This is a genomic window from Frigidibacter oleivorans (assembly GCF_003993775.1).
In the GTDB taxonomy this organism is placed as follows: Bacteria; Pseudomonadota; Alphaproteobacteria; order Rhodobacterales; family Rhodobacteraceae; genus Frigidibacter; species Frigidibacter oleivorans.
Genome location: NZ_RJRZ01000005.1, coordinates 179839 through 206838, shown reverse-complemented (window position 1 = coordinate 206838; position 27000 = coordinate 179839). Strand labels below are relative to the sequence as shown.

At 63.0% G+C, this 27000-nt stretch carries 24 protein-coding genes; 20 read left to right on the top strand and 4 right to left on the bottom strand.

What is annotated here, in order from left to right:
• Positions 1–25: 25 nt before the first annotated feature.
• The 4 genes from EEY80_RS09470 to EEY80_RS09455 form a co-directional block, all read right to left on the bottom strand.
• On the bottom strand, positions 26–3526 hold the full coding sequence (locus tag EEY80_RS09470) for a DEAD/DEAH box helicase (protein WP_126976316.1): 3501 nt from the start codon (positions 3524–3526) through the stop codon (positions 26–28).
• A complete protein-coding gene (locus EEY80_RS09465) occupies positions 3513–4295 on the bottom strand; it encodes a HamA C-terminal domain-containing protein (RefSeq protein ID WP_126976315.1) in 783 nt (260 codons plus the stop codon). The genes EEY80_RS09470 and EEY80_RS09465 overlap by 14 nt, the downstream gene beginning before the upstream one ends.
• A 62-nt stretch (positions 4296–4357) precedes the next feature.
• A complete protein-coding gene (locus EEY80_RS09460) occupies positions 4358–5578 on the bottom strand; it encodes an ATP-binding protein (RefSeq protein ID WP_126976314.1) in 1221 nt (406 codons plus the stop codon).
• Between the two features lie 239 nt (positions 5579–5817).
• On the bottom strand, positions 5818–7197 hold the full coding sequence (locus EEY80_RS09455; protein ID WP_126976313.1) for an IS1182 family transposase: 1380 nt from the start codon (positions 7195–7197) through the stop codon (positions 5818–5820).
• A gap of 48 nt (positions 7198–7245) precedes the next feature.
• Between EEY80_RS09455 and EEY80_RS09450 the strand changes: the two genes are divergently transcribed.
• From EEY80_RS09450 to EEY80_RS09355, 20 genes are all read left to right on the top strand, one after another.
• A protein-coding gene (locus tag EEY80_RS09450; RefSeq protein WP_407920728.1) for an IS3 family transposase occupies positions 7246–8396 on the top strand; the annotation gives its coding sequence in 2 pieces (ribosomal slippage) (positions 7246–7519 and positions 7519–8396; 1152 coding nt in all).
• A gap of 303 nt (positions 8397–8699) precedes the next feature.
• The gene (locus tag EEY80_RS09445) at positions 8700–9446 is read left to right on the top strand and encodes a sulfite exporter TauE/SafE family protein (protein ID WP_126976311.1); all 747 of its coding nucleotides are present in this window, start codon (positions 8700–8702) and stop codon (positions 9444–9446) included.
• A gap of 134 nt (positions 9447–9580) precedes the next feature.
• Entirely contained in the window at positions 9581–9952 is a 372-nt protein-coding gene (locus tag EEY80_RS09440; RefSeq protein ID WP_126976310.1) for an ArsR/SmtB family transcription factor, read from the top strand.
• Positions 9945–10472 (top strand): arsenate reductase ArsC, encoded by a 528-nt coding sequence (locus EEY80_RS09435; RefSeq protein WP_126976309.1) that lies wholly within the window; start codon positions 9945–9947, stop codon positions 10470–10472. Before EEY80_RS09440 ends, EEY80_RS09435 begins: the two co-directional genes overlap by 8 nt.
• Before the next feature lie 8 nt (positions 10473–10480).
• Complete coding sequence (gene arsC, locus EEY80_RS09430; RefSeq protein WP_126976308.1) at positions 10481–10906, top strand: arsenate reductase (glutaredoxin); 426 nt, start codon at positions 10481–10483, stop codon at positions 10904–10906.
• Positions 10907–10915: 9 nt separating this feature from the next.
• Positions 10916–11971, top strand: a complete 1056-nt coding sequence (gene arsB / locus EEY80_RS09425) for an ACR3 family arsenite efflux transporter (protein ID WP_126976307.1) — start codon at positions 10916–10918, stop codon at positions 11969–11971.
• Positions 11971–12687, top strand: a complete 717-nt coding sequence (gene arsH, locus EEY80_RS09420) for an arsenical resistance protein ArsH (protein WP_126976306.1) — start codon at positions 11971–11973, stop codon at positions 12685–12687. The genes arsB and arsH overlap by 1 nt, the downstream gene beginning before the upstream one ends.
• A gap of 66 nt (positions 12688–12753) precedes the next feature.
• Positions 12754–13953, top strand: a complete 1200-nt coding sequence (chrA, locus tag EEY80_RS09415) for a chromate efflux transporter (protein ID WP_126976305.1) — start codon at positions 12754–12756, stop codon at positions 13951–13953.
• Between the two features lie 235 nt (positions 13954–14188).
• Positions 14189–15151, top strand: a complete 963-nt coding sequence (locus EEY80_RS09410; RefSeq protein WP_126976304.1) for an ArdC family protein — start codon at positions 14189–14191, stop codon at positions 15149–15151.
• A complete protein-coding gene (locus EEY80_RS09405; RefSeq protein ID WP_126976303.1) occupies positions 15148–15543 on the top strand; it encodes a DUF2958 domain-containing protein in 396 nt (131 codons plus the stop codon). Before EEY80_RS09410 ends, EEY80_RS09405 begins: the two co-directional genes overlap by 4 nt.
• 110 nt (positions 15544–15653) lie before the next feature.
• Positions 15654–16142: a RadC family protein gene (gene radC / locus EEY80_RS09400; protein ID WP_126976302.1), complete on the top strand. Its 489-nt coding sequence runs from the start codon at positions 15654–15656 to the stop codon at positions 16140–16142.
• 110 nt (positions 16143–16252) lie between these two features.
• Positions 16253–18382: a ParB/RepB/Spo0J family partition protein gene (locus tag EEY80_RS09395; protein ID WP_126976301.1), complete on the top strand. Its 2130-nt coding sequence runs from the start codon at positions 16253–16255 to the stop codon at positions 18380–18382.
• A gap of 60 nt (positions 18383–18442) precedes the next feature.
• Positions 18443–18664, top strand: a complete 222-nt coding sequence (locus tag EEY80_RS09390) for a hypothetical protein (RefSeq protein WP_126976300.1) — start codon at positions 18443–18445, stop codon at positions 18662–18664.
• A gap of 64 nt (positions 18665–18728) precedes the next feature.
• Positions 18729–19034 (top strand): hypothetical protein, encoded by a 306-nt coding sequence (locus EEY80_RS09385; RefSeq protein ID WP_126976299.1) that lies wholly within the window; start codon positions 18729–18731, stop codon positions 19032–19034.
• A gap of 414 nt (positions 19035–19448) precedes the next feature.
• Positions 19449–19613 (top strand): hypothetical protein, encoded by a 165-nt coding sequence (locus EEY80_RS09380; RefSeq protein WP_164738211.1) that lies wholly within the window; start codon positions 19449–19451, stop codon positions 19611–19613.
• A gap of 197 nt (positions 19614–19810) precedes the next feature.
• Positions 19811–20359 carry a hypothetical protein gene (locus tag EEY80_RS09375; RefSeq protein ID WP_078527684.1) on the top strand — a complete coding sequence of 183 codons (549 nt, stop codon included), beginning with the start codon at positions 19811–19813 and terminating at the stop codon, positions 20357–20359.
• Between the two features lie 65 nt (positions 20360–20424).
• A complete protein-coding gene (locus tag EEY80_RS09370; protein WP_078527682.1) occupies positions 20425–20841 on the top strand; it encodes a hypothetical protein in 417 nt (138 codons plus the stop codon).
• Positions 20834–21478 carry an antitoxin of toxin-antitoxin stability system gene (locus tag EEY80_RS09365; RefSeq protein ID WP_126976296.1) on the top strand — a complete coding sequence of 215 codons (645 nt, stop codon included), beginning with the start codon at positions 20834–20836 and terminating at the stop codon, positions 21476–21478. The genes EEY80_RS09370 and EEY80_RS09365 overlap by 8 nt, the downstream gene beginning before the upstream one ends.
• A 149-nt stretch (positions 21479–21627) precedes the next feature.
• Positions 21628–25950, top strand: coding sequence for a strawberry notch family protein (locus tag EEY80_RS09360; RefSeq protein ID WP_126976295.1), 4323 nt, complete (start codon positions 21628–21630; stop codon positions 25948–25950).
• Positions 25950–26996 carry a DUF7146 domain-containing protein gene (locus EEY80_RS09355; RefSeq protein ID WP_126976294.1) on the top strand — a complete coding sequence of 349 codons (1047 nt, stop codon included), beginning with the start codon at positions 25950–25952 and terminating at the stop codon, positions 26994–26996. The genes EEY80_RS09360 and EEY80_RS09355 overlap by 1 nt, the downstream gene beginning before the upstream one ends.
• Positions 26997–27000 lie beyond the last annotated feature (4 nt).

Here is a 27000-nt window from a genome sequence, read left to right as displayed (position 1 = left end):
CGGAAATTATCTCGTAGGTTCTCCTCTACGTGTTGGCCCGTGGCCAGCGCAGTTTCCCACGGCCGACGCGCAACGCTTCCACCAACCTAGTATTGCCCTGCAGCCGCCCCGAGAACAGGCTGGGCTTCGGATCAAGTGCCGATTTCTTGAATGCCGCCACCCGCTGATAGTCAGGCGTCGCCATCCAGGTCCGCCCATCTCCATCGTCTGTGACAATCCGATAGAGGCCGGCAGGGGGGGCGGTCGCGGTGTCGAGCAGGCGCTTGTAGTGTTCGACCGACCATTTCTGAATGCCGCCACTCAGGGCCTCCGTTCGGAACCGCGCCCATAGCGCTGCCGTGTCGGGGGTCGGCCAATCACCAGCATCGGTGTAAGCTGTGATCTCGTCGGATTCGAGCCAGGCCCTCATCTCCGCGGGCGTGACGAAGGCTGGCTCGGCATCCTCGATTGCCGCCATGGCTGCGCGCCGTGATGGAAGGCCCGCGCGGATCAGCATCGACATCATGAATTGTGGAACGCCGGTTTCGACCGCTGCTGCGGCGCCCCCCACCACTGTTTCTGGAGACCAGCCGAGGGACATGCGGCGGGTACGAACAGCTTCCAAGGCCCAGACCAAACGATAGGTGAAGGCCTCTTCGACAGCCCGCATATTCTGAGGCCCAATATTGGCGACATCGTCGCCAGACACCCAACGGCGCAGGATGTCCTTCCAATTGGTCGGTAGCGCGTTCGTCTTGTCGGGAATGAAAGGCCGCATGAACAACAAGCGTTCCCCGAGACCACAGAGGGCGTCGACAAGTTCGTCTACATCGCCACTCAGCGCAGCAGCGTCGGCTTGATCGAGGAGATCGGCCAATTCGTCTGCCATGGCATCAATGGCGAGCCCAGCCTCGAGCCCGACACCCATCGCGAAATGTCCACGCCGCGCATCCATTGTAGTGGACTTCCATATGAGTTCAGCGCGCGCCTCGAACACCTTCTTGTGCAATGGCGCGATGTCCTCGTCCTCTCGGGCTATCTGGCGGGCCCAGAGCGACCCTTTGAGCGCCTCGTCCAAGAGCGTTGGCAGATCCGCCCGGTCGGCGTCCAGCGCTTCGATCAATCCGAAAACAGTCGCATCGAGGCGTTCAACGATTTGCGAAAGCGGTTCCTCGTCGATGGTCTCCCCCTCGTCATCACCGCCTTCATCTTCACCGCCATCTGCGTCATATTCCGCGCCGGCCGCCAAGCGCTCGGCGACTGCGGCTTCCTCCGCTGGCGATCTCCAGGCTTCGCGGGCGTTGGCGAGATATTCCCATGCGTCATCGCGCTCCAGAACGCCTTCACGAGCCAGGCGCTCAAGGATCTCTGCGACGATTTGGATGAGGCCGCTCTTCAGTGTGCGGGCCTTGGCGGAGGCAACCAACTCACGCCACTCTCTTTCTCGCCATCTGATCTTGTCGAACATCACGTGAATGATGAGGCCTTCGACGTCCACGAAAGCGCGACCGGCTCGCCCGGCGACATTTGCGAACTCCTCGCCTTTGATCTTCTCGCCTCTGCGGACCAGATACGGCACCAGCATAACTGCAGCGTTGAGATTGAGGCCTTGGGAGAGCGTCGGCGATGCAACGATGACCTTCAAGACGCCCTCGGACAGCAGCGTTTCCAATTCGCGCAGGAATGGGCTCGGAAGCCGACCGTGATGGATCGCGATGCCTACCTTCAGACTGGCAACGGCGGGGTGGTCTTCTCCCAACCACTCCTTGCCGACCTCAAGAGCGCGGGCAATCGGTGCCTCATCCTCCAGCAGTGAGCCCAAATATCCACGCTTGCAGAGGTCCACGACTTGTTTGCCGAAGCCTTCGACCCAATTGGCTTGGGTTGAAAAGATCAGCGTCCTCTTTCCTTGGCCGGCGAACTCCCATGCAGCGAACAAGGTGAGATGCGACGTCTTGCGTGGGTAGGGTAGTTTTTCTTTGCCTCTAGCCGGTTTCTGCACGACAAATTTATCGATGAACGGACCATTGCGATTCAGATCGAGGCGAAGCAGTGCGTCTTGGCCCCGCCAAGTAAGCGTGCCAAATCGTTGTCGGGTCGGACGCCAGTCTGAGAGCACCGGCGCGCCGGGTTCGTCGGAGCGTATCCATGCCGTAAGATCGTCTAGCTCTTCGCCGCTTGGCAGGATGGCGGACAGACAGACAATCCTACGGCTCTCCGCGTCTGTGCGCCGAAGCAGGCGTTGGACCAGCGTCTCATAACGGATTTCACGCTCGCTCGGACCAATCATGTGGCCTTCGTCGAGGACGATGAGACCGACATCGTCTATCAGCGATGGGTCGCTTCGCAATGCGAAGTCGAGCTTCTCAGGTGTCGCGATGATGATTTCGCGAGTGCGCAATGCGTCTTCATCGCCTGCCGAAAGGCCGCTGGCACCGTAAAGTGAGGAGACGCTGAAGCCGAGAGGCGCGAAGGTTTTTCTGAAGGATCGCTCGGTTTGTGCGGACAGCGCGCGCAGCGGCGTGACAATCAGTACCCGGCGCGCCGACGAAAGGGTCATCAACGCTGCAATCTCGGCCACTCGCGTTTTACCTGCGCTGGTTGGTAAGGCGACAACCAGATCGTCCGTGACGTCGGTGGAGCGCCGGGCTGCTTCGCGCTGCGATGGCCACAACTCCACCTCGGAAGTTTTGCGAGCATAGAGCGATGAGATGAATAGCCTGCGCAGGTCCGGGTATTTTTCCTCCGTTCCTTCCGGTGGCTCGGTCGGCAGATTTTCGTGCAGGGAATGCTGCCACAGGTCATCGATAAGGTGACGACAGAGGTTCGAGATCCACCACAGGGGGACATTCTCCGCATTGTCTGCAAGACTGACCGCGACGTCGAGCAATGCCCTTGCTGTCTCGATCGGCTCGGTTTCGCCCGTCTCAAGCGCGAAATCAAAATACGCCAGCGCCCGGCAGATCGTCGTGTTGAGGATGGTCGACAGAGCTTCATCGACATCGGGCTCTTCACCCCGCAGAGCCTCCGCGATCTGCTCATCCTTGTGATCGTCGTTGTCCAGCCAATCGCGAACGAAGCCGCGCAATTGGCCGAGATCGCGCAGGATCAGATGTTGGATCGCTGTTTCGCCGGGTGAGGTGTTCAGGTCGCCCGCGGTCTCGTTGAAGAGCGAATAGGCAACGGCTGAAAATCCGGCGAGATGATAGGCTGCGGCAGCGATGGTGCGGCGGAAGCCTCGATCATGCGATTCCAGATCACCATTGCGAACAAGAGCTTCGAAGGCATTGGCGGAGCGCTCGAACGCCTTGCTGGTCAGGTCCGAGGTGCCGACCTGAGCACGAAGCGCCATTGCGCCCCTAAGCAGGGCGAAGCCGTGTTCCGCAAGATCCGTTTCGATCGTCGCGCCGAGCGGCGGCGCATTCGGCGGCAGTACACCGTTTTCGCGCATCAGCGACCATGCCGCGCCGCGATACAGGAGGCGTCCGAGGATGCCATCGACGGTCGCGTCCGTCAGGAAAGTTGTCAACTCGTCAATCGTCTCCAAGATCTTCCGCCTCCTGATACATGGCCGCGATGAAGTCCTGGTGGTCTTTGACGTGAATGTTCACGACATACTGGTCTCGATTGGTGCCGGTCGCCTCGAGATCCTGTTTCAACGAAGCGTGTGGACCGTTGCCCGATATAGTGAAAAGCATGTGATCGATGCGATCCGCCCGGAGAGACTTCAGGCCCACCTCGTCGCGAAGGCTGCGGCCCAGTGCGTTGTCGTCCGGGTCGTTGCTTTCCAGCAGGCGGTTTGCAACGAACAGCAGCGAGTCCGGCGTACACCGACCGCTATCGCGGTTGAGCACCTTGCGTGCGCTCGTGACCGTGGCCTTACCGAGCACCTTGTTGCTTTTGGCTTCGCCTTTCAGGAGCCAGAGCTTCTCGCCTTTACTGTCATACCCGGCACCGATGAAATCATCTCCGCGCATGGCCATGTTGCGCCCGTCCTTGTAGCGGAGACGGCGCACAGGGACACGCAGGCCAATCTCCTCCTCGACGAGCTCAGTCGCGAGAATTTCGCCGAGATCGCCGGAACGACCCTTGGACGTCTGAGGCATCGCCTCGCAGAGGATCTCGGCGGCGACCTTGTATCCGAGCCGGTCCACGTCCTCCGCAATGCGTTCCAGTCGGTCGTAATGCGAACGGATCGTTTCAGCCAAGTCCCCTTGGATTTCATCGCGGCCACCATGCTTCTCGACATAGGTCCAGTAGTACTTGCGTTTGTCTTTTTCTCTCGTGGCGTCGCACCACCTCTCATACAGGCTCACGGAGGCCTCCCACGATCATTGCATCGCGAAGGTTGATCAGTCGGCAATCTTTGCACATCCGCTCAACTCCACAGACAGGACAATGGCGCCGCAGCCAGCCGGTCACCAAATGGCACAATATCCGTGCTGTCATACAGCACGGTGCCAAAAGCAAAGCGGTCTCCGCAGGCTTCGGCCAAGGCGCGCAGCCCAGCGAAATCGCCGGACTTGACCGTGGCGCTCGCTTTCACCTCGATGCCGGCGATCATGCCGTCGTCACGCTCCAGCACGATGTCGACCTCGCGCATGTCGCGATCGCGGAAGTGATAGGGTGTCAGTCGCAGGTCCGAGGCTGTCGTCAGCTTGAGCACTTCCGAGAACACGAAGCTTTCCAGCAGGGCGCCGAACGTCCCGCGATCCGCCTTCACCCTGTCGAAGGTCAGGCCCCGCGTGCTCGCCAGCAGGCCGGAATCGAGGAAATGTAGCTTCGGTGTTTTGACGATGCGCTTCAGCGCGTTGGTGAACCAGGGCTGCAGCGTCGCGATCAGAAAGACCTGTTCGAGCAGCCCGACATAGCGCTGTCCCGTCTTGTGGCTGACATTGATGCTGGCTCCGAACTGCGAATAGTTGACCAATTGGCTGGAATGCTCGGCCAGCAACCGCACGAATTTCGGGAGCTCGGTCAGCTTCTCGACCTCTGCGATGTCCCTGAGATCGCGGGTGAGAACCGACGTGAGATAGGATCGCGCCCAGTCCTGCCGGCGCCGCTCGCTCTCACGGGCGATCGCCTCGGGAAAGCCGCCGAGCAGGACGGAGTGGACGAGATCGTCGCCGACGATCGCTTTGCTTGGCTTTTGCAGCTTTCCCTCGAAGAGACGCTCCAGAAAGGTCGGCGTCCTGCCCTCGATCTCGGCCCGTGCCAGCGGCAGCATCTCGAGCGTTTCCATCCGGCCGGCGAGACTATCGGCGACCCGTGGCAAGGTCAGCACATTCGCTGAGCCCGTGAGGAGAAATCGGCCCGGACGATAGTCCTCGTCGACCGTCTTCTTGATCGCCAACAGCAGGTCGGGCGCGCGCTGAATCTCGTCGATGATGGCCCGATCCAGTCCCCGGATGAATCCGGCCGGATCGGACCGCGCAGCCTCCAGCACGGTCTGGTCGTCCAGCGTGATATAGGTGCGGCCGGCTTCCCCCATCTTCTTGACGAGCGTGGTTTTGCCAGCCCGCCGTGGCCCTACAATGAGAACCACGGGCGTATCTGAAAGGGCTTCCTCCGCCCGGCGCTCTACAAACCGCTTGAACATCCCGTCCCCTAGTCTCCGATAATTGGAACTATCTACCTCGGCTGATTGGGAGTCAATGGGCCGCTAATTGGAACCAAGAGGGTCGCGATCTGGGAGGGGGTAGGAGGGGAAAGCCTTCCCCCTGGTCGGCACTGGCGTTGCCGACGCACCCCCATCAGCGGGGAGACCCCCAGGCTGTGCAGAAACTCAGCGAGCACGCAATGCGGCAGCGATGACTAGAACCGAATAGAGCGGGGTTCTCAGCCACGCGACATCAGCGCTCCGGTTCCGAAGGCGTTCGAAGCGCGGATAATGTTGAATGCCAGGACCGACAGGGCCGCTTCGGCTTTCACCCGTCGCAAACCGCGGGTCAGGAAGCGGCCTCCGCCAGACATTCGCTTGATGGTGCCGAAGGGATGCTCGACCGTGCAGCGCCGGATCGTCATAAGATCAGGGTTCTCGTGAACCCGACGTTCCATCCGATCGAGCGCGCCCTGATCCACGAGCCTGTGAATGGTGCGCTGATATCCCGGCGTACACTGCTGTTTGATCTGGCAAGTCTGGCAGGCGGGCGTTCTGTAGCGGATCGCCCGATTTCGGGTATGCTTGCCCTTGGGATACATGGTTTCACCAGCAGGGCAGCGGATCGTGTCGGTCTGCTCGTCATGGACGAATTGCACGGGGCGGAAGTATTGCGCGCTCATGGCTCCGCGCTTGATCGGGGCCGCCACGCGGACACCGTCCTGTTCGCAACGCGCGACTTCCTGCGCGTTCGAGTAGCCTCCGTCCGCCAGCACTTCGAGCTGGTCGACGTCGAGCACTTCTTTTGCCGCTATCGCCATTGGATGCAGCAACTGGCTGTCGTTGGCTTCGTTGGCGACATCGTTGTGAATGATCAGGCCGCTTTCAATATCGACGACACTCTGGAGATTATAGGCTGGGAACTTCGGCGCCCGGCCATATCCCATTGGTCGTGCATCCGGTTCTCCGAAGACCACGACGTTGGTATCATGCTCACCAAGTTCGGCTTGTCGCTTTTCCAAGCGCTGCTTACGGCGTTCGAGTGACGCGATTGCGCTGGCAAACGCCGCGCGATTGACCGTCTGATCGCGCGCGCCCGCCGAGTGTTGATCTGCTATGTTGAGGCGGTCGAGATAGTAGGCGATTTCTGTTGCGGTATGAGCGATGTCGCGTGCCAGACGATCCGCTCCTGCAATATTCTTCGCACTGGCAACCGCCCGCATCTTTGTTCCGTCCAGCGCCACCTTGCCAGGAGTGACCAAGCCGTTCTCGCGACAGAAGCTGATGAATGCGGCCCCCGTGCGGATGATCGCTTCGGGATTGTCATGCCGGAACGCTGCAATGGTCCGATAATCCGGGGTCATTCGCCGCATCAGCCAGATGGCCTCCAGGTCGCGTTGGCAGGCGCGCTCCAATTGTCGCGATGAACGCAACTGGTTCAGGTAGCCCCAGATGTAGAGCCGCAGCATGTCGCCGGGGTGATAGCCTGGTCTTCCCGTTGCGGCGGAGACAGTGCGCTCAAATCCAAGCGCCGTGAGATCGAGCGTTTCGACGAAGGCATCAACGACGCGGACGAGAGATTCCTGCGACACGTAATCTTCAACATAGGCGGGCAGCAGTGAGGTGGTCCCCGGAAACCGGACATCTTGCTAAGCTTGCCACCAACGATGACGAGGACGAACAGCGTGGCTGGCAAAAGAAAGAACTACGGCGCGGAGTTCAAGGCGAAGGTGGCCCTTGAGGCCATCCGTGGCGATCTGACGGTCGCCGAGCTGGTGGCGAAGCATGGCGTGCATCAGACCCTGATCAGCACTTGGAAGCGCCAGGCACTCGAGGGCATGTCCGGGATCTTCTCCGGCAAGGCCGAGGCGAAGTCGGCCGAGAAGGAGGGCGAGATCGAGAAGCTGCACGCGAAGATCGGTCAGCTCGTGGTGGAGCGGGATTTTTTAGCGAAAGCCTCCGGCCGGTGAGCGTGTCGCGGAGGCGAGAGATGATCGAGCCGAGGCATCCGGTGCTGTCGATCACGCGGCAATGCGCGTTGATCGGGATCAGCCGGTCCGCATGGTATGGTCCGGCCAAGGCAGAAAGCCCGCTGAACCTCGCGCTCATGAAGCTGATCGATGCGCAATTCATGGAGACGCCGTTCTACGGCAGCCGCCAGATGGCGCGGCACTTGCGCAACCAAGGCTACTGCGTCGGGCGCAAGCGTGTCCGACGGCTGATGGCGAGGATGGGTTTGCGCGCGGTCTATCAGCGACCTCGCACGACGGTGCCCCATCCGGAGCACCGCAAGTATCCCTATCTGCTCAGGGATCTGGTGATCGAGCGCCCGGACCATGTTTGGTGCGCGGACATCACCTACATTCCGATGCGACGCGGCTTTCTCTACCTCGTCGCGATCATGGACTGGGCGACGCGCCGGGTGCTGTCCTGGCGACTATCGAACACAATGGACACAGAATTCTGCATCGAGGCGCTGGAGGAAGCTTTCCGCCGGCATGGGCGGCCCGAGATCTTCAATACGGACCAAGGCAGCCAGTTCACCAGCCCCCGGTTCACACAGCTCTTGCTGGATGCGGCGGTGAAGGTCTCGATGGACGGTCGGGGGCGCTGGATGGATAATGTCATGATCGAACGTCTATGGCGGTCCCTGAAATACGAATGCGTCTACCTCCAGGCCTTCGAGACCGGGTCAGAAGCCCGAGCAGGCATCGGCAGGTGGATCGACTTCTACAACACCGAGCGCCCGCATTCGGCACTCGGCGGCAGAACACCGGTCGAGGCCCATCAAGGCCCTGACCTTCAGGCGGCAGCATGATCAACAGGCAAGCTTAGCAGCGCCGCAAATCTGTCCGGGAAATGGGGACCACCTCAGCAGTAACGGCTGGCTGCGATCATATCCCTCAATAAAACGTCCCATTTTGCCCCCGTCCAGCAAGTAATGGAGTATAGCATTGGCGGGCGAATAACCCCAGTAAATGCTTGGCAATACGGGCGATTTCTACTGTGGCAAGCTTCAGAACATATTGCTCGCACCAGTCTGGTGATAGACAAGGAGGCTTCGGGGAACGCCCACGCTGTCGCACGCTCGGGGTGCGGACTATGATGAGGTTCAGGCAAGGTGGAATTGGATGCGCTCTGGCTCGCGGTAGCCATCTTCCTCATCGCGCTGATCTATGCGTCGGTCGGTCAGGCCGGGGCATCCGGCTACATCGCGATCATGGCGCTGCTCGGCTTTGCGCCGCTAGCGATGAAGACGACTGCGCTCGCCCTCAATCTTCTAGTGGCGGCAATTGGGACAGCCATGTTCCTGAAGGCTGGAAGGCTGTCATGGCGAAGCGTGTGGCCTTTTGCGATCCTTGGCTTCCCATTCTCTCTGCTCGGCGGCGCTGTCCAGCTACCAGCGGATATCTATTACCCGGTCGTTGGGGTGGTTCTCGTCCTGTCGGCCGCTCAGATGGCGAGGACGGCCCTTCGTAGATCTGGAGTATCTGCGGACCTGCCAACCGATCCGCCGTTCATACCGGCGCTGGCCACGGGTGCGATCATCGGCTTCATATCCGGCACGACAGGGACCGGAGGGGGTGTATTTCTTGCGCCGGTGATCCTCGCGATGAACTGGGGAACAGCACGCCAGACTGCCGCGACAACCGCCGTCTATAACCTGATGAACTCGGCGGCCGCGCTGCTCGGAGCCTATGCCTGGTGGGATCAGATTCCGAGTGCGCTACCGGCCTGGCTGATCGACGTCGCTGTTGGCGGCTCGCTCGGGGCCTTCATCGGCAGCCGTTACCTGCCCGAACTATGGCTGCGCATTATTCTGGCTGTAATCCTTTTTGCCTCAGGGGTAAGGCTGTTGTTCGGGTGACAGCCAGCTTGCCTGTCGCAGCCGAGCTTCAGTGACCCCCCGCCGTCACGCGATTATCACGTTTACCCGACGAGGCGGAAACTACGGACCATTGCCACCTAGACTCCCGCCCATATGTCGATTAGTCTCGACATATGGAATCAGATGACGCCATCCTCGCTTTCGCCGCGCTCGCGCAACCGACCCGCCTCGACGTGTTCCGTCTCCTGATGGAGCATGAGCCGGATGGGTTGCCCGCAGGCGAGGTCGCCCGCAAATTAGATGTCCCCCACAATACCATGTCCACACATCTGGCGACGCTGACGCGCGCCGGCCTGATCGAGGCGGAGCGGCACAGTCGGTCTATCATCTATCGGGCAAGGCTCGACGCCGTGCGGGCGCTCGCCAGCTTTCTCGTCAAGGATTGCTGCGGCGGTCGACCCGAGATCTGCGCGCCGCTGATCGCCGACTTTTCCCCTTGCTGCCCGCCGCAAACCCTCGCCACCAAAGAGGCCGCCCATGACTGACCGCATCTACAATGTTCTGTTCCTATGCATCGGCAACTCGGCGCGCTCGATCCTCGCGGAGAGCATCCTAAACAAGGATGGCGAAGGTCGTTTTCGCGCCTTCTCTGCTGGGTCGCAGCCCAAGGGGACGGTCAATCCCTTCGCGCTGAAAGTCCTGAAGAGCTTCGACTATCCCTTTGAAGGTTTCCGCTCGAAGAGCTGGGAAGAGTTCGCCGACCCCGACGCGCCTGTCATGGATTTCGTCTTTACCGTCTGCGACAACGCCACTGGCGAAGCCTGCCCGGTCTGGCCCGGCCAGCCCATGACCGCCCATTGGGGTATCGAAGATCCGGCGGCCGTCGATGGACCGGATATCCAGAAGGAAGCCGCCTTCGTTGCGGCCTTCCGCTACATGAAGAACCGCATCTCGGCCTTCACGGCCCTGCCGATGGCCAGTCTCGACAAGGCGTCACTGCGCACGAAGCTGACCGAGATCGGCCAATCCAATGGCGCTTCGTCTCCTCGCAACAGTGCAGCGTGAGGCAGGCCATGGACGTCATCATCTATCACAATCCCGATTGCGGCACCTCGCGCAATACGCTGGCGATGATCCGCAATGCAGGCGTCGAGCCACATGTCATCGAGTATCTCAAGACACCGCCGTCTCGGGACATGCTCACCCAGCTCATCGCGCGCATGAGTATCCCCGTCCGCGCCCTGCTGCGCGAGAAGGGCACGCCCTATGCAGAGCTTGGTCTGGGCACCACGGCACTGAGCGACGAGGAGTTGCTTGATGCGATGATGGCCCATCCCATCCTGATCAACCGGCCCATCGTCGTCAGCCCGAAGGGCGTTCGGCTTTGCCGACCGTCCGAGGATGTGCTCGACCTCCTGCCGCCGCAGCACGGCGCGTTCGTCAAGGAAGACGGCGAGCGCGTGATCGATGAACACGGCCGGCGCGTCGCAACGGCCTGAGGGGATCCTATGTCTACCTTCGAACGCTACCTGACCCTCTGGGTCGCCCTGTGCATTGTCGTCGGTATCGCACTCGGCCATTTTCTGCCCGGTGTGTTCCACGCCATCGGTGCGGCAGAGATCGCCAGCGTCAACCTGCCGGTTGCCGTGCTGATCTGGCTGATGGTCATCCCCATGCTGCTCAAGATCGACTTCGCAGCATTGGGCGAGGTCGGGCACCACTGGCGCGGTATCGGCGTGACGCTGTTCATCAACTGGGCCGTAAAGCCCTTCTCGATGGCGCTGCTGGGCTGGTTGTTCATCGGCTGGCTGTTCCGGCCATATCTGCCGGCGGACCAGATCGACAGCTATATTGCCGGCCTCATCATTCTTGCCGCAGCACCTTGCACGGCCATGGTGTTCGTCTGGTCGAACCTGACCAAGGGCGAGCCGCATTTCACGTTGAGCCAGGTCGCGCTCAACGACGCCATCATGGTCGTTGCCTTCGCGCCCATCGTCGGCCTGCTGCTGGGCCTGTCAGCCATCACCGTGCCATGGGGCACGCTGGTGCTTTCGGTCGTGCTCTACATCGTCATTCCCGTCATCATCGCACAGATCATTCGTCGCCGGCTTCTGGCGAGCGGCGGGCAGACCGCGCTTGACAGGCTTCTTGCAAAGCTCGGTCCGGCGTCTCTCGTTGCGCTGCTGGCGACACTCGTTCTCCTGTTCGGGTTTCAGGGCGAGCAGATCATCGCGCAGCCGGCAATCATCGGTCTGCTGGCCGTGCCGATCCTGATTCAGGTCTATTTCAACTCCGGCCTTGCCTATCTGCTGAACCGATTGGCCGGCGAACAGCATTGCGTTGCCGGTCCCTCGGCGCTGATCGGCGCATCGAACTTCTTCGAACTGGCGGTCGCCGCCGCCATCAGCCTGTTCGGCTTTCATTCGGGTGCGGCGCTCGCCACGGTTGTCGGCGTGCTGATCGAGGTGCCGGTGATGCTCTCGGTCGTCTGGATCGTGAACCGCTCCAAAGGCTGGTATGAACGCGGCGGCAAAGTCTCCAGACTGGCGGAGGCGCATCGCTGATGCCGGACGAGCTTCCCAATCTTGATGCCGGTTGCGCTGATATTCCCGGCATTGACCGGCTGCGCGCAGCAACGCCCTCGACCCATCCACCGCGTATCCTGCTGCTTTACGGCTCGCTCCGGGAGCGATCTTACAGTCGCTTCCTGACATTCGAAGCCGAGCGTCTGCTGAAACATTTCGGGGCGGAAACACGCATTTTCGATCCGCACGGCCTTCCGCTGCCCGATGGGGCTGACATCAAACATCCCAAGGTTCAGGAACTGCGTGAACTCTCGCTCTGGTCGGAAGGTCAGGTCTGGACCAGCCCCGAACGGCATGGCGCGGTGAGCGCGGTCATGAAGGCGCAGATCGACTGGATTCCCCTCTCGGTCGGCGCGGTAAGGCCGACGCAGGGCCGGACACTCGCCGTCATGCAGGTCTCCGGCGGCTCGCAGAGCTTCAATGCCGTCAACCAGATGCGTGTGCTCGGCCGCTGGATGCGGATGGTCACGATCCCCAATCAGTCCTCCGTGGCCAAAGCCTTTCAGGAGTTCGATGAAGCTGGCCGGATGAGACCATCGTCATATTATGATCGAGTGGTCGATGTGATGGAGGAACTGGTGAAGTTCACGTTGCTGACACGCAACGTCTCTACCTACCTCACCGACCGCTATTCCGAACGCAAGGAGAGCGGCGAGGCCCTCATGCAGCGGGTCAATCTGACGGCTGCAACCTGAGAATCAATTCCGCGCCGATCACACGTCATCGCTCGCAAGAATGCCCAAACCAACAAGGTCTCATGAATGGATGATAGCCCGCAACAGTCGCAAGGAAGCGTCTCCGAAGTATTCAGCGCGTTCCTGAAGCTGGGACTCACCTCATTCGGTGGACCGATCGCGCATCTGGGCTATTTCCGGGACGAGCTGGTGACGCGGCGAAAATGGCTGAGCGAAAGCGCCTATGCCGATCTGGTGGCGCTATGCCAGTTCCTGCCCGGTCCGGCCTCAAGCCAGGTTGGCTTTGCGCTTGGTTTGACGCGAGCGGGATGGCTCGGCGCGCTTGCCGCTTTCCTCGCCTTCACGCTGCCATCGGCTCTGGTCCTTCTCGCGCTCGCCATGACGGCTACGCGGCTGGAAAGCCCGCTTGCGCTCGGTGTCCTGCATGGTCTGAAGATCGTGGCCGTCGCCATTGTGGCGCAAGCTGTGTGGGGCATGGCGAAAAACCTCTGCCCCGATAAGGAGCGCGCTACGATCGCGGTCGTCGCCGTGCTTCTGCTTGCCTGGGCGCCGGGCGCCATTGGAATGATGGCCGCCATACTACTTGGCGCAATCGCCGGGCTGGTTCTCAGCAAGGGACAGGTCGCGGTCGGCGACCATCTGCCGGTCCCGGTTTCACGGACAGCCGGACTGACGGCCTTTGCGCTGTTCGCTGCCTTGCTGATCGGTCTCCCGCTCCTCGCCGGACAGGCGCAGGGATGGGCGCTGGCCGATAGCTTCTACCGCGCCGGCTCGTTGGTTTTCGGCGGCGGGCATGTGGTGCTGCCGCTTTTGCAGGCCGAAACCGTCACGCCGGGATGGGTGTCGGATGACGCCTTTCTCGCGGGCTATGGCGCGGCGCAGGCAGTGCCGGGGCCACTGTTCACCTTCGCGGCCTGGCTCGGGGCGGTCATGGGACCGCAGCCGAACGGCGTAGCCGGTGCCGCAATCGCTCTTGCCGCACTTTTCCTGCCGGGCTTCCTGATCCTGATCGGGGCGCTGCCCTTCTGGGATCAGTTGCGCCGCACGACATGGGCGCAGTCGGCCATGCAGGGCGCCAATGCTGCGGTCGTCGGCATTCTCGGAGCGGCCCTCTATACGCCGGTCTTCACCAGCGCGATCGGCAGCATGCCGGACTTCGCCCTGGCCTTGATTTGTTTCGTGGCGCTGATCGCCTGGAAAGCTCCGCCATGGGTTGTCGTATTGTTGGCGGCCGTGGGCGGAGTTGCCCTTGGCTTGGTGACGTAAGGCGGTTTCGAAAAACTATCGGGCTCACTCTGTCAAACCCGAGTTAGCACGAAGCTGAATCGAGTCGCGCCGCGCCACCGCTAGCGGGCGAGATCCAAGCCCAGCGACATCAGAGCGAGTTTCTGCACAGCCTGCCCCGCAACGCCCCCTGAGAGTGAAAGTGCGGGCGGGTTTTTCCGTGACGGGTTGAGGGCTGGAGGAGAGGCCTCCGGCGCCCGTCGCGGAGATCATCCCGATGACTAGTGAGCATCACGCGGCCCGCAAAAGCGGCCCGCGCACCAACTTTTATGACGACATCACCGACAAGATCATCGCCGAGCTGGAGGACGGCCGGCTGCCCTGGGTCCAGCCCTGGGGGACGGCGGCGGTGCAGGCGCCGCTCGCCATGCCGCGCAACGCCAGCACGGGTCGGCAATATTCCGGGATCAATGTCCTGATCCTCTGGGGCGCGGTCATCCAGCAGGGCTATCCAACGCAGCACTGGCTGACCTTCCGCCAGGCGCTGTCACTCGGAGGCAATGTCCGCAAGGGCGAGCGGGGCACGACCGTCGTCTATGCTGATCGTTTCACGCCTGAAGACGAGAAGCGCCGCGCCCGGGAGGCCGGGGAAGACGCCAACAGCATCCCGTTCCTGAAGCGCTTTACCGTGTTCAACGCGGCGCAATGCGAGGGTTTACCCGACGACATCGCCGTCGAGGCACCGCCACCGCCGCCCGGGCTGATCGAGCCGCGGGTCGAGGAACTGATCGCCGCGACTGGTATCGACTTCCGGATCGGCGGCAACCGCGCCTTCTATGTCCCCGCGCTCGATCATGTTCAGGTGCCACCTCCGCAGGCCTATTTCGAGCCGATCAACTGGCACCGGACCGCCCTGCACGAGATGGGGCACGCGACAGGACATGCCTCACGGTTGGGGCGGGATTTCTCGGGCGGTTTCGGCACGAAAAAATATGCCTTCGAGGAACTGATCGCCGAGATTTCGAGCGCGTTTTGTTGCGCCTCGCTCGGGATCATGCCGACCGTGCGCCACGCCGATTATATCGGCTCCTGGCTGGAGGTGATGCGCGAAGATTCTCGCGCCATCGTGCGTGCAGCCTCGCAGGCCAGCAAGGCGGCCGATTGGCTGCTGGCTCATCTGCCCGACGACAGCACCGATGTTGATCGGCAAACTTCGACGGCAGGGAGGGCTGCGGCATGATCCTCCTGACCGGCACACAACGTAACCGTTTGCTGGCGAATGGCCGCGATCGCGATCAGGATCACATCCCGGTCGTGAAGTTCTTCAATCCCTTTGGCGCCGGTGTCTGGCTCGCGACCGCGCTCGATGAGGACGGCGACATCATGTTTGGCCTGGCCGACATCGGCTACCCCGAACTTGGCTCATGGAGCCTCAACGAACTGCGTTCCATTCGGCTGCCCTTCGGCATGGGCATCGAGCGGGATCTGCTATTCACGGGGGACTTCCCGATCTCGGTCTGGGCCGAGACCGCCCGCGAAACCGGCAGCATTCGCGATGCCGAGCGCTTGCTTTATCGCTCGGGCCGCCTGCCAGGCGGGACACGCCTCGACACGGAGTCCCCCCGTTCCTGAGGGGTTCTGCAGCTTCCACGCCGCGCTCTTCGAAGGAAGAGGGCGGCGCTTCTCCTCGTGACGCGGTGAAAGTTCGGCGCCCGGCCGGCTGCCCGTCGGAGAACAGCACCATGACACGAAACACGAGAACACCCGCCATCGAACCGCAGCCGCTGCGGTTCTCCGCCCAAGAGCAAGCCGTGGTCTACGAGGCCCGGCAGATCCTGCTGCGCCACCTCAATCAAAACCCTGTCCTGTCGTCCTGGCAATCGGTGCTCGATTATTGTGCCCTCACCATCAGGGGCGATGTGGAGCGCTTCCATGCCCTCTATCTCGACCGGAGGAATCGGCTGATCTCAGACGAGTGCCTCGCCATCGGCACCATCGATCACGTCCCGGTCTATCCCCGGGAGGTGCTGCGGCGCTGCCTGGCGCTCAATGCCTCGGCGCTGATCATCGTCCACAATCATCCGGCCGGCGATCCCGAGCCCTCGGCGGCCGACCTCGCGATGACCAAGGAAATCCGAAACGCCTCTGCGTGCCTGGGGGTGATACTGCACGACCACATCATCACCGGTGCTGGCCGGGAGACCAGCCTGCGCGCCCGCGGCGAGCTCTGATGGGGCCGCGCGTTACGCCGGCCCATAAGAGGGAAAGGTGGGTGGGGGTTTCGTGACGGGCTGGTTGCCGGAGAGAGAGGCTCCCCGGCGTCCGTCATGGAGACCCTGACATGGCCACTGCCACGCAGAAAATCACCCTGTCGTCCTCGCGCGACATCCCCTTCAACAAGCTGGTGCTCAGCCAGTCCAACGTCCGGCGGGTGAAAGCCGGGATCTCGGTCGAGGAACTGGCCGAGTCCATCGCCCGCCGGGGGCTGATCCAGTCCCTGCATGTCCGCCCCGAGCTCGACGCGGAGGGCAAGGAGACCGGCCTCTTCGAGGTGCCGGCTGGCGGCCGCCGCTACCGTGCGCTGGAACTGTTGGTCAAACAGAAGCGCCTCAACAAGACCGCGCCGGTGCCCTGTGTCGTTTCGGAGGCCGGAGACGATATCCTGATCGACGAGGTGTCGCTGGCCGAGAATATCGAGCGTGCGCCGCTGCATCCGCTCGACCAGTTCCGCGCCTTCCAGGTCCTTCGTGAGAAGGGCATGAGCGAAGAGGAGATCGCCGCCGCCTTTTTTGTCGACGCCAAGGTGGTGAAGCAGCGTCTGCGCCTGGTCTCGGTCTCGCCGTCGCTGCTCGAGACCTATGCCGAGGACGGCATGACACTGGAACAGCTCATGGCCTTCACCGTCTCCGACGACCATGCCCGGCAGGAACAGGTCTGGGAGGCGATCAAGGATAGCTGGCAGAAGGAGCCCTATACCATCCGTCGCATGCTGACGGAGACCACGGTGCGCGCTTCCGACAAGCGGGTGCTCTTCGTCGGCATCGAGGCTTACGAGGCGGCGGGCGGCTATGTGCTGCGCGATCTCTTCCAGCAGGACGATGGCGGCTGGCTCCAGGATCCGGTGCTGCTCGACCGGCTGGCGGCCGAGAAGCTGAAGGCCGAAGCGGAGACCATCGCCGCCGAGGGCTGGAAGTGGATCGAGGTCGCGGTGGATTTCCCCTATGGCCATACCAGCGGCTTGCGCCGTCTGGCCGGCACCACCATCGACCTGACTGACGAGGAGCGTGCCGAGCGCGAGAAGCTCCGCGACGAGTTCGACGCGCTGGAGGCGGAATATGCCGAGGCCGACGAGTTCCCCGACGAGGTCGATGCGCGCCTCGGCGAGATCGAGGAGGCGCTGGAGGCCTTCGAGGCCCGGCCGATGGTCTACGACGCGGCCCAGATGGCCCGTGCCGGTGTCTTCGTCAGCATCCGCCATGACGGCCAGCTTGCCGTCGAGCGCGGTTATGTCCGTGCCGACGACGAGGCGATGGAAGGTCAGGTAGGGCAGGGGGTCGATGGTTGTTCTCCAGAGGGCGGCGAGTCCGGTGGTGTACAGCGCGCTGTCATCATGGTGGGTGGCACGGCAACCGAACCCGAGGAGGACGATGAGGTCGAGACCATCCGGCCTCTGCCCGATCGCCTCGTCAGCGAGCTGACCGCGCATCGCACGCTGGCGCTCCGCGATGCCGTGGCGGCGAACCCGCATGTCGCCATGACGGCGCTGCTGCATCGGCTGGTCACCGATTGCTTCCTGCCGCACTCAACAAGGGGGTGCCTGGAGGCCCATGTCCGGGAGGTTCACTTCCCGGCACAGGCCGACGACCTCGGCGAAAGCGTCTCGGCGCGCGCCATCGCCGACCGCCACGAACGCTGGGGCGATCATATCCCGGCCGACGATGCGGCACTCTGGGACTGGCTGGTCGATCAGGACGACGACACCCGCATGGACTTGCTCGCCCATTGCATCAGTTTCGGCGTCAACGCGCTCTATGAAAAGCCCAACCCTTACAGCGGCACGGGCGTCAGCCAGCACGGGCTCGACATTCGCCTGTCGCAGGCTGACCGGCTGGCGCAGGCGACGGGCCTCGACATGGTGGCCGTGGGGTGGCGGCCGACCGTCGGCAACTATCTCGGTCGCGTGACCAAGCCGCGGATCATCGAGGCAGTGCGCGAGGGCGCAGGCGAGCGGGCCGCCCAGCTCATCGACCATATGAAGAAGAGCGACATGGCCAAGGAGGCCGAGCGGCTGCTCGCCGAAACCGGCTGGCTTCCGGAGCCGCTGCGCCTGGTCGATCCCGATGCCGTGGTCGATGCGGATGCCGGAATCGACGCGGAGGCCAACGATCTGCCCGAGTTCCTCGCCGGAGACGGCGAAGAGGACGAAGCCGCCGGGGACGAAGACCCGCAGAGCATGGTCGCCGCGGAATGATCCTCACGCGGGGCGGTCCCGATCGCCCCGCAGTTCTTTCCTCAGCTTCAGGACGTCCCCATGACTTTCAAACGCGACACGTCCACTCGGCGCATCGTCTTTTCCTATCTCGTCCCTGTGCATGTCGAGGTCGAGGACGGCATCGTCGCCGATGTTGTCGTCATCGACGAAACCCCGATCCGCGATCCCACGCTGATCGAAGGTGACGGCGACCTGCTTGCCAAGGCCGTCACCGACGCCAATGACGGACAGGCATGGCCGTCCTGGCGCTTCGGCTACTGATCCCGCTTTCCGTTTCCGCAACTTGCCGGTCCCCGTGACCGGGCTTTTTCTTTGGAGTAACCCGATGCCCGCAACGATCGATATCGACCGGATATTCCGTGAGAACCTCGCCAGTCCGCCATCCGAACGCACGCTGCCCTGGGAGGAAACCCGCGACGGCATCACAGTGGTCGTGGAGCCGAAACCGCATTGGGCGGATGACATGCGCGCCTTCCGTCTCGAAGCCCGCGCCTATTGCCGTTACGCCGATTGGACAGCGAACGGAGGTCATGTCCGGTTCTACGGTCATATCGGCACCTCCGGCGATGAGGTGATGATGAAAGCGCGCGCCATGATCGCCCGCGAGATCGCCGATGGGCTCTGGGGCTGAAGGCACGTTCACGTCTGACGATATTCGCCACCGTCGTCCTGTCATCGGCCTCCATGGCTCCAGTTCCAGCTTCACCACGGTGCCGCTCATCATGTTCGGTATTGGATTCCGTCCCCCGCCTGGAACACGCTTCTGATGCCGGCGTGCCGGCAAGGCTGGCAGGGCGAAGCATCTGCAAGGGGGTATCCGGCGCCTGTCGGATGCAAGACACCACCCCGCTTCCATTCGCTAACCTTGGTCTGATCCGTCTCTTTGACATTCAACCCCGGAGGGGTCGGCTTACGCGCGCGTGCCGCCCTCGGGGATTCGGAGCTAGTCCGAACGCCCGAGGGTGAGTGCAGATCCGGTCAGACACGTCGGGCGCCTGTCGCGCGGGGGATGGTCCCCCGCCTCCAGAGACAGGAGCCAATCCCGATGTCCTATGCAGATGCCACCGCTTTCGCCGCCACCCTCGCCACCACTCTGATGGTCGTGATCGTCGTGTTCCAGGCCGGGGACGGAACCCACGGCGCCATGCCCGCCGACGAGTTTGACGGCGATGAGGACATGGTGAAGCTGGAACTGGATCCATGGGAGTAAAGCGCGAAAGCGCCTCATCCCCGACGGCCCGAGCGCGGTAGCCCGCGCTTCGGGCCTTCAGCCTTGCGATGATCCCCATCGTCGGCAGCGGAACTGGGAACAAGCCCGGTCAGAGAGGAAGAGTGCGGGCCTTTCGGCCGTGACGGGTTGAGGGCCGGAGAGAGAGGCTCACCGGCGCCCGTCATGGAGTGATCCCGATGACCTTTGCCCGTTCCGAAACCTTCCGCTCCATCGGCCAGAGTCTGGCGGCCGATGTTCTGCCCGCGCTTTTTCGGTCGCAAAAGCTGCCGCTGCGCATCTCTTGCCTCGGCGTCGCCAGCTATGACGCCAGTGACGCGGCGAATAGCTTTGATCGCGTGATCCCGCTTGGGGAATGCCCGTCACCGGAGGAGGCCATCGAGGCCGCAGCCTTGCGCGTGTCGCGCGGTGATATTTGCACGGGGCCGAATAGCTTTCCGTATTTCCAGCCGCGCATCATGCTCATTCAGGACCGCGATCAGCGCCTGGTCCTCGCCGGCACAATCCGCGGCGGCATTATCCTCTGGCAACAGCCGGTCGCATCCGATGCCGAGGCACGCAGGATCGTGACCAAGGCCAGCCGACTGCGCGGCATGGCATTCCGAGCCTCCGAGCCAGGTGATGCGAGACGGCTGCGTTACCGCGCCGCTGCGCTGGAGGCACGGTTGGTCGATCCCTTCTGGCGCGAGATCGCGGCCGATCTGCTCCGCCTGCCGCAGGCCGCCTGAGTTTCACCCTTTCCATCCCATTTGGCTCGGTTCCGCGCCGGGCCATGTCATGCCCGGAGACCATCATGGCCGACTATTTCACCCATTTCTCCTGCTTGCTCGATGTGGGCACCCCCGAGCAGGCCGCCCGCGCGCTCGATCTCTACAATGCGCTCTCGGATGAGAATGCCGCTGGGGATCCGCCTTCGGACGGGTTTCTGCTTTCCATTCAACCCGAGCATGGCGGAACCCAGCTCTGGATGCGCGATGATGGCACCGGCGATCCTGAGCATGTCATCCAATTCGTCAAACGCTGCGCGAAGGAGTTCGGGCTGACCGGCCTTTGGGGGATGCAATACGCCAATACCTGCTCGAAGCCGCGTGTGGACGGGTTCGGCGGCGGGGCGCACGTCCTTGATCTCGCTACCGGCGAGACGGTGGACTGGATCAATACCGATGGTTGGCTTTCCATCGTTCTGGAGGGAGGCAATCCCTATGAGTGAGGTTATCGAGATCACTGTCTATCACCTCGAAGAACTTTCCGATGCAGCCAGGGACAAAGCCCGCGCCTGGTATCGCGAAGGTGGCTTCGACGATGACTGGTACGATGCCGTCTATGAGGATTTCCAGCGCGTCGCCGAAATCCTCGGGCTGAACCTCAAGACCCGCACCGTCCGGTTGATGGGCGGTGGCACACGGCAGGAACCCTGCATCTGGTTCCGGGGCTTTTCCTCTCAGGGGGACGGTGCCTGCTTTGAATCGTGGTATTCCTACCAGAAACACGCTCCGCGCCGGATCAGGGAATACGCCCCCCAGGACACCGCGCTTCACCGCATCGCCGACGCCCTTCAGGCGATCCAGCGGCGCAATTTCTACCAGCTTCGCGCAGAGGCCGGCCATCGCGGCCATTATTGTCACGAATATTGCATGGGGATCTCGGTCGAGCGCGACAGCCCGTCGTATCAGGGCATGACCGCCGATGCCGAGGACATCATGATTGAGGCGCTGCGCGATCTCGCCCGCTGGCTCTACCGTCAGCTCGAGCGCGAATACGACTATTTGTCCTCGGATGAAGTCGTCGATGAGACCATCATCGCCAACGACTATACCTTCACTGAGGCCGGACGCCGCTTCGGCTGATCCTGACAAGCGCCCCACCATCCGGTCGGGGCACTTTTTTATATCACCGCTTCCAGAGTCAGAGAGGGGCCGGGACGGGTTGAGTCCCGGCGGTTGAGAGAGAGAGCGCTGTCCGGGCTTGTCCCTCCCGCTCTCCGAGGATCCCCGACATGAACATCTCGTCTCCCGTGACCGATCCGGTCACGCCGCTGGCGGCCGCGCCCGCGATTCTGGCTGCCGCCAATCTCATCCTTCCCCATCTCGAACGGGGTCAGCGCGTCGATGCTGCGATCCTGCGCGGTGCGATGGAAACCGCTTTCGGTGCATCCGACGCCAGCGGCGCCTGGGACTGGAAGCTCGCCTATGAGGCCTGCGAGGTCGCCACGGTTCTGTTCCTGCGCAAGTACGGAAAGGCGCTGTTCCGCAATGCCGGTTCTCCGGTTTCCCGGCTCGATCCTCTGGCGAAGATCGCGGGGTTGCTGCCCACGCAGACCCGCCGCTCCGAGGAAAGCCAAAGCTTCCAGCAGTTTTCGACGCCTCTGCCTCTCGGCCTTGCCGCCCTGACGGCGGCCGCGATCAGGCCTGATGACGTGGTGCTGGAACCTTCGGCGGGCACCGGCCTTATGGCGATCCTCGCCCAGAGCGTCGGCGGTTCGCTGATCCTCAACGAACTCGCCGAGACCCGCGCCGATCTTCTCTCTTCCCTTTTTCCGGCCTTTCCCGTCACCCGGTTCGACGCCGCCCAGATCGACGATCATCTGGCCCCGGATGCTGTGCCGTCCGTCGTGCTGATGAATCCGCCATTCTCGGTCATGGCCAATGTCGAGGGACGGATGGCGGATGCAGCCTGGCGCCATGTCGCCTCGGCGTTGGCTCGCCTTACTCCCGGCGGACGGCTGGTCACGATCACCGGGGCAAACTTCGGACCGGAAGCGCCGGCCTGGCGCGACGCCTTCATCCGCCTGCAGGACCGCGGCCGCGTGGTCTTCACTGCGGCCATCGACGGGGCGGTCTTCGCCAGACATGGCACCCGCATCGACACGCGGCTGACGGTGATCGACAAGCTGCCCGCCGACGATCCGTCCCGCTTCCCGGGCTCTCCGGGGATCGCGCCTGATGTTACCACGCTGATGGGTTGGATCGAGGCGCATGTCCCGAAGCGTTCGCCGGTATCATTGCCGAAGATCGTCGTGCCCGCTTCGACCATCGCACCGAAAACCGTGCGAGGCTATTTGGCCCGCGCGACAGCGGCGCGGCCTGCCGCTGCTCCTGCCAACGATCCCGAGGGCGTCGAACTCGCCTATGAGACCGTGGACTGGACGCCACCGGAGGGCGCTCGCCTGTCCGATGCCATCTATGAGGAATATGCGCTGCAATCGCTTCGCATTCCCGGCGCCGCGCCGCACCCGACCAAGCTGGTGCAGTCCGCCGCCATGGCCTCCGTCGCACCTCCGAAGCCCTCCTACCGGCCGATGCTGCCCGCCGACATCCGTACCCGACTCTCCAACGCCCAACTTGAAACGGTGATCTATGCCGGTGAAGCCCATGTCGATCATCTCGCGGGTGCCTGGATGGTGGATGAGCATCTCGACAACGTGAGCGCCGCCGCCGAGGATGCTGCCAGCGCTGTCCGTTTCCGCCGGGGCTTCATGCTCGGTGACGGCACCGGTGCCGGCAAGGGCCGCCAGTCGGCCGGCATCATCCTCGACAACTGGCTGCGCGGGCGGCGCAAGGCGGTCTGGATCTCCAAATCCGATAAGCTGATCGAGGACGCGCAACGCGACTGGTCGGCGCTCGGCATGGAGAGGCTGCTGGTCACGCCGCTCTCGCGCTTTCCTCAAGGCGCAAAGATCACGCTCACGGAAGGCATCCTTTTTACCACCTATGCCACGCTACGCTCCGACGACCGGGGCGAGAAGGTTTCCCGCGTCAAGCAGATCGTCGAATGGTTGGGGTCCGATTTCGATGGAGCCATTATATTCGACGAAAGCCATTCCATGCAGAATGCCGGTGGCGGAAAAGGCGAACGCGGTGATGTCGCCGCCTCGCAGCAGGGACGTGCGGGCCTGCGGCTTCAGCACGCGCTGCCCGATGCCCGTGTGGTCTATGTCTCTGCGACCGGCGCCACCACGGTCCACAATCTCGCCTATGCGCAGCGCCTCGGCCTCTGGGGCGGTGAGGATTTTCCGTTCCAGACCCGCGCAGAGTTCGTCGAGGCGATTGAGGCCGGCGGTGTGGCGGCCATGGAAGTGCTGGCCCGCGATCTGCGATCTCTCGGCCTCTATACCGCCCGCTCACTCTCCTATGATGGCGTCGAGTATGAACTGATCGAGCATCAGCTCACGGATGAACAGCGGCGCATTTATGATGCCTATGCCGGAGCTTTCGCCGTCATTCACAACAATCTCAATGCGGCAATGCAGGCCGCCAATATCACCGGCAGTGAAGGCACGCTAAACCGGCAGGCCAAATCCGCCGCGCGGTCGGCCTTCGAGAGCACCAAGCAGCGCTTCTTCGGCCATCTGCTAACATCCATGAAAACCCCGACGCTGATCCGGTCCATCGATGCCGATCTGGAAGCGGGCCATGCGGCCGTCATCCAGATCGTCTCGACCGGCGAAGCCCTGATGGAACGACGGCTGTCCGAAATCCCGACCGAGGAATGGAACGATATTTCCGTCGATGTTACGCCGAGGGAGTACGTCGGCTCGTATTTGCAGCATTCCTTCCCGGTGCAGCTTTATGAGCCGTTTACCGATGGCGAGGGCAACCTGTCGTCACGCCCAGTCTTCCGCGACGGTCAGCCGGTGGAATGCCGCGAGGCGGTAGCGCGGCGCGACGAGATGCTGGAGCAGTTGGGTTCGCTTCCACCAGTGCCGGGGGCGCTCGACCAGATCGTCCAGCGTTTCGGCACAGATATGGTGGCGGAGGTCACAGGCCGTTCGCGTCGGATCGTGCGCAAGGGCAACGGGGCATCGGCCCGCCTTGCGGTCGAGAACCGAGCGCCTTCCGCCAACCTTGCCGAGACTTCGGCCTTCATGGATGATCAGAAGCGCATTCTGGTCTTCTCTGATGCCGGTGGCACCGGCCGCAGCTACCACGCCGAACTCTCAGCGCGAAACCAGCGACTGCGCGTGCATTACCTCCTGGAGCCAGGCTGGAAGGCCGATGCCGCCATTCAGGGGCTGGGGCGCACCAACCGGACCAATCAGGCACAGCCTCCGCTGTTCCGACCCATCGCCACGGATGTCAAAGCCGAAAAGCGCTTCCTCTCGACCATCGCCCGCCGCCTCGACACGCTGGGCGCGATCACCCGCGGCCAGCGCCAGACCGGCGGTCAGGGGCTGTTCCGTCCGGAGGACAATCTTGAATCCGCCTATGCTCGCGACGCGCTGCGCCAGCTCTATTTGGCTGTAGTGCGCGGCAAGGTCGAGGGATGCTCGCTCGAGCGGTTTGAATCGGCCACCGGCCTGAAGCTGATGGATTCTACCGGCATCAAGGACGAACTGCCGCCGATCACCACCTTCCTCAACCGCCTGCTGGCGCTGACCATCGAATTGCAGGGCATCCTGTTCTCCGCCTTCGAGCAGCTTCTGCAGGCGCGGATCGACGGGGCGATTGCATCCGGCACCTATGACATGGGGCTGGAAACACTGAAGGCCGAAAGCTTCATCGTCACCGACCGGCAGGTCATCCACACCCATCCGGGCACCGGCGCGGAAACCCGGCTCCTGGCGCTCACTGAGCGCAAACGCAATCAGCCGGTCACGCTCGATGCAGCCCTGGCGGAACTGGATGATCCCCGCGCAAGATTGCTCATCAACGAGCGATCGGGACGTGCCGCCGTTCAGATCCCGACCACCAGCGTCATGCTGGATGATGGCGAGATCGAACGGCGCGTGCGGCTGATCCGGCCCATGGAGGCGATGAACATTCCGGTTCGGGCGATGGGCGAAACCCACTGGATCGAGGCCGATCGTTCCGCCTTCACCGTGGCCTGGAAGGCGGAACTGGCCGAGGTGCCGGAGTTCACCGACAGCATCCTGCATATGGTGACAGGGCTGCTTTTGCCAATCTGGAAGCACCTGCCGCAGGAATCCTCCCGCGTCTATCGGCTCCAGACCGACGAGGGCGAGCGCATCATCGGTCGCCGGGTCTCGCCGGCATGGGCCGCCAATGCCTCTACCAGTGGCGTTACCAGCAGCCTGACACCGGATGCCGCCTATGCCGCGCTGATCGAAAGCCGCACGATCCTTGATCTGGCTGAGGGACTGCAACTGCGCTGCGTCCGGGTCATGGGCGCCAACCGGATCGAACTGACCGGCTTTACTGACGCAATGCGCGACCGGTTGCGGGCCTATGGCCTCTTCAGCGAGATCATCTCCTGGAAGTTGCGCTTCTTCGTGCCGGTGGGTGCAACGGGACCGGAGATCATCGGCAAATTGCTTGACCGCTTCCCGGTTGAGCGTATTGGTGAGCGGGAGGCCGCATAATGGCGCGTCTCAACGCTTCCGAACTGGCGCAGCGTCTCGGCCGACAGGCCGAGGCGGTGTGCCGCCACTATCTGTCGAATGGTCGCAAACAGGGCAATTACTGGCAGGTCGGCGATGTGCAGAACACTCCCGGCCGCTCCATGTTCGTCCGTCTGACCGGGCCGGAGTCTGGCAAGGGCGCTGCCGGCAAATGGGCCGATGCGCAGAGCGGGGAACATGGCGATCTGCTCGACGTGATCGGCGAAAGCCTCGGCCTCATCGATTTTGCCGACGTTGCCGAGGAAGCCCGCCGCTTCCTCAGCCTGCCGCATCCCGATCCGGAGCGACAGCCGCGCACGTCCCGAACACCGCCGGCACCATCCGGATCGTCCGAAGCCGCACGCCGCCTCTGGCACATGACCCGGCCATTGATCGGCAGCCTCGCGGAGACGTATTTGCGCGGACGCGGCATTACGGATTTACGCGGAACCGCAAATCTGCGTTTCCATCCGAGCTGCTACTGGCGACCCGAGGGCGATGGGCCGACAGAGGCATGGCCCGCCATGATCGCCGCGGCGACCGACCTCGATGGCAAGATCACCGGCGCGCATCGCACCTGGCTCCTCCGCGACGGCTCCGGCAAGGCACCGCTCGATCCGCCGAGGAAGGCGATGGGCGACCTGCTCGGACACGCCGTCCGGCTCGATGAGGTGCAGGATGTCATGGCCGCAGGGGAAGGCATCGAGACCACCCTGTCGCTCCGGCAGGCATTGCCCAGGATGCCAATGGTCTCGGCACTTTCCGCCGGGCATCTCGCCGCCATCCTGTTCCCGCCGCATCTGCGCAGGCTCTATATCGTTCGCGACAACGATCCGGCAGGCAACGGCGCGCGCGATGGCCTGGTGGACCGGGCGCACGGGGCCGGGATCGAGGCGATCACGCTCTCGCCCATTCTGGGGGACTTCAACGACGATCTCGTCAGCCTCGGACTGGAGGCGCTTCGGGCCGGGATCCGGGTGCAGGTCGCCCCCGAGGACGTCGGCCGCTTCATGGCCCTGACGCCATAGCCGG

Bases quoted from the DNA above. Each gene is read 5' to 3' on its own strand.
- EEY80_RS09460 (WP_126976314.1), bottom strand. From the start codon at position 5,578: ATGTTCAAGCGGTTTGTAGAGCGCCGGGCGGAGGAAGCCCTTTCAGAT.
- EEY80_RS09440 (WP_126976310.1), top strand. From the start codon at position 9,581: ATGGAATCAGATGACGCCATCCTCGCTTTCGCCGCGCTCGCGCAACCG.
- EEY80_RS09435 (WP_126976309.1), top strand. From the start codon at position 9,945: ATGACTGACCGCATCTACAATGTTCTGTTCCTATGCATCGGCAACTCG.
- arsC (WP_126976308.1), top strand. From the start codon at position 10,481: ATGGACGTCATCATCTATCACAATCCCGATTGCGGCACCTCGCGCAAT.
- arsB (WP_126976307.1), top strand. From the start codon at position 10,916: ATGTCTACCTTCGAACGCTACCTGACCCTCTGGGTCGCCCTGTGCATT.
- arsH (WP_126976306.1), top strand. From the start codon at position 11,971: ATGCCGGACGAGCTTCCCAATCTTGATGCCGGTTGCGCTGATATTCCC.
- chrA (WP_126976305.1), top strand. From the start codon at position 12,754: ATGGATGATAGCCCGCAACAGTCGCAAGGAAGCGTCTCCGAAGTATTC.
- EEY80_RS09410 (WP_126976304.1), top strand. From the start codon at position 14,189: ATGACTAGTGAGCATCACGCGGCCCGCAAAAGCGGCCCGCGCACCAAC.
- EEY80_RS09405 (WP_126976303.1), top strand. From the start codon at position 15,148: ATGATCCTCCTGACCGGCACACAACGTAACCGTTTGCTGGCGAATGGC.
- radC (WP_126976302.1), top strand. From the start codon at position 15,654: ATGACACGAAACACGAGAACACCCGCCATCGAACCGCAGCCGCTGCGG.
- EEY80_RS09395 (WP_126976301.1), top strand. From the start codon at position 16,253: ATGGCCACTGCCACGCAGAAAATCACCCTGTCGTCCTCGCGCGACATC.
- EEY80_RS09390 (WP_126976300.1), top strand. From the start codon at position 18,443: ATGACTTTCAAACGCGACACGTCCACTCGGCGCATCGTCTTTTCCTAT.
- EEY80_RS09385 (WP_126976299.1), top strand. From the start codon at position 18,729: ATGCCCGCAACGATCGATATCGACCGGATATTCCGTGAGAACCTCGCC.
- EEY80_RS09380 (WP_164738211.1), top strand. From the start codon at position 19,449: ATGTCCTATGCAGATGCCACCGCTTTCGCCGCCACCCTCGCCACCACT.
- EEY80_RS09375 (WP_078527684.1), top strand. From the start codon at position 19,811: ATGACCTTTGCCCGTTCCGAAACCTTCCGCTCCATCGGCCAGAGTCTG.
- EEY80_RS09370 (WP_078527682.1), top strand. From the start codon at position 20,425: ATGGCCGACTATTTCACCCATTTCTCCTGCTTGCTCGATGTGGGCACC.
- EEY80_RS09365 (WP_126976296.1), top strand. From the start codon at position 20,834: ATGAGTGAGGTTATCGAGATCACTGTCTATCACCTCGAAGAACTTTCC.
- EEY80_RS09360 (WP_126976295.1), top strand. From the start codon at position 21,628: ATGAACATCTCGTCTCCCGTGACCGATCCGGTCACGCCGCTGGCGGCC.
- EEY80_RS09355 (WP_126976294.1), top strand. From the start codon at position 25,950: ATGGCGCGTCTCAACGCTTCCGAACTGGCGCAGCGTCTCGGCCGACAG.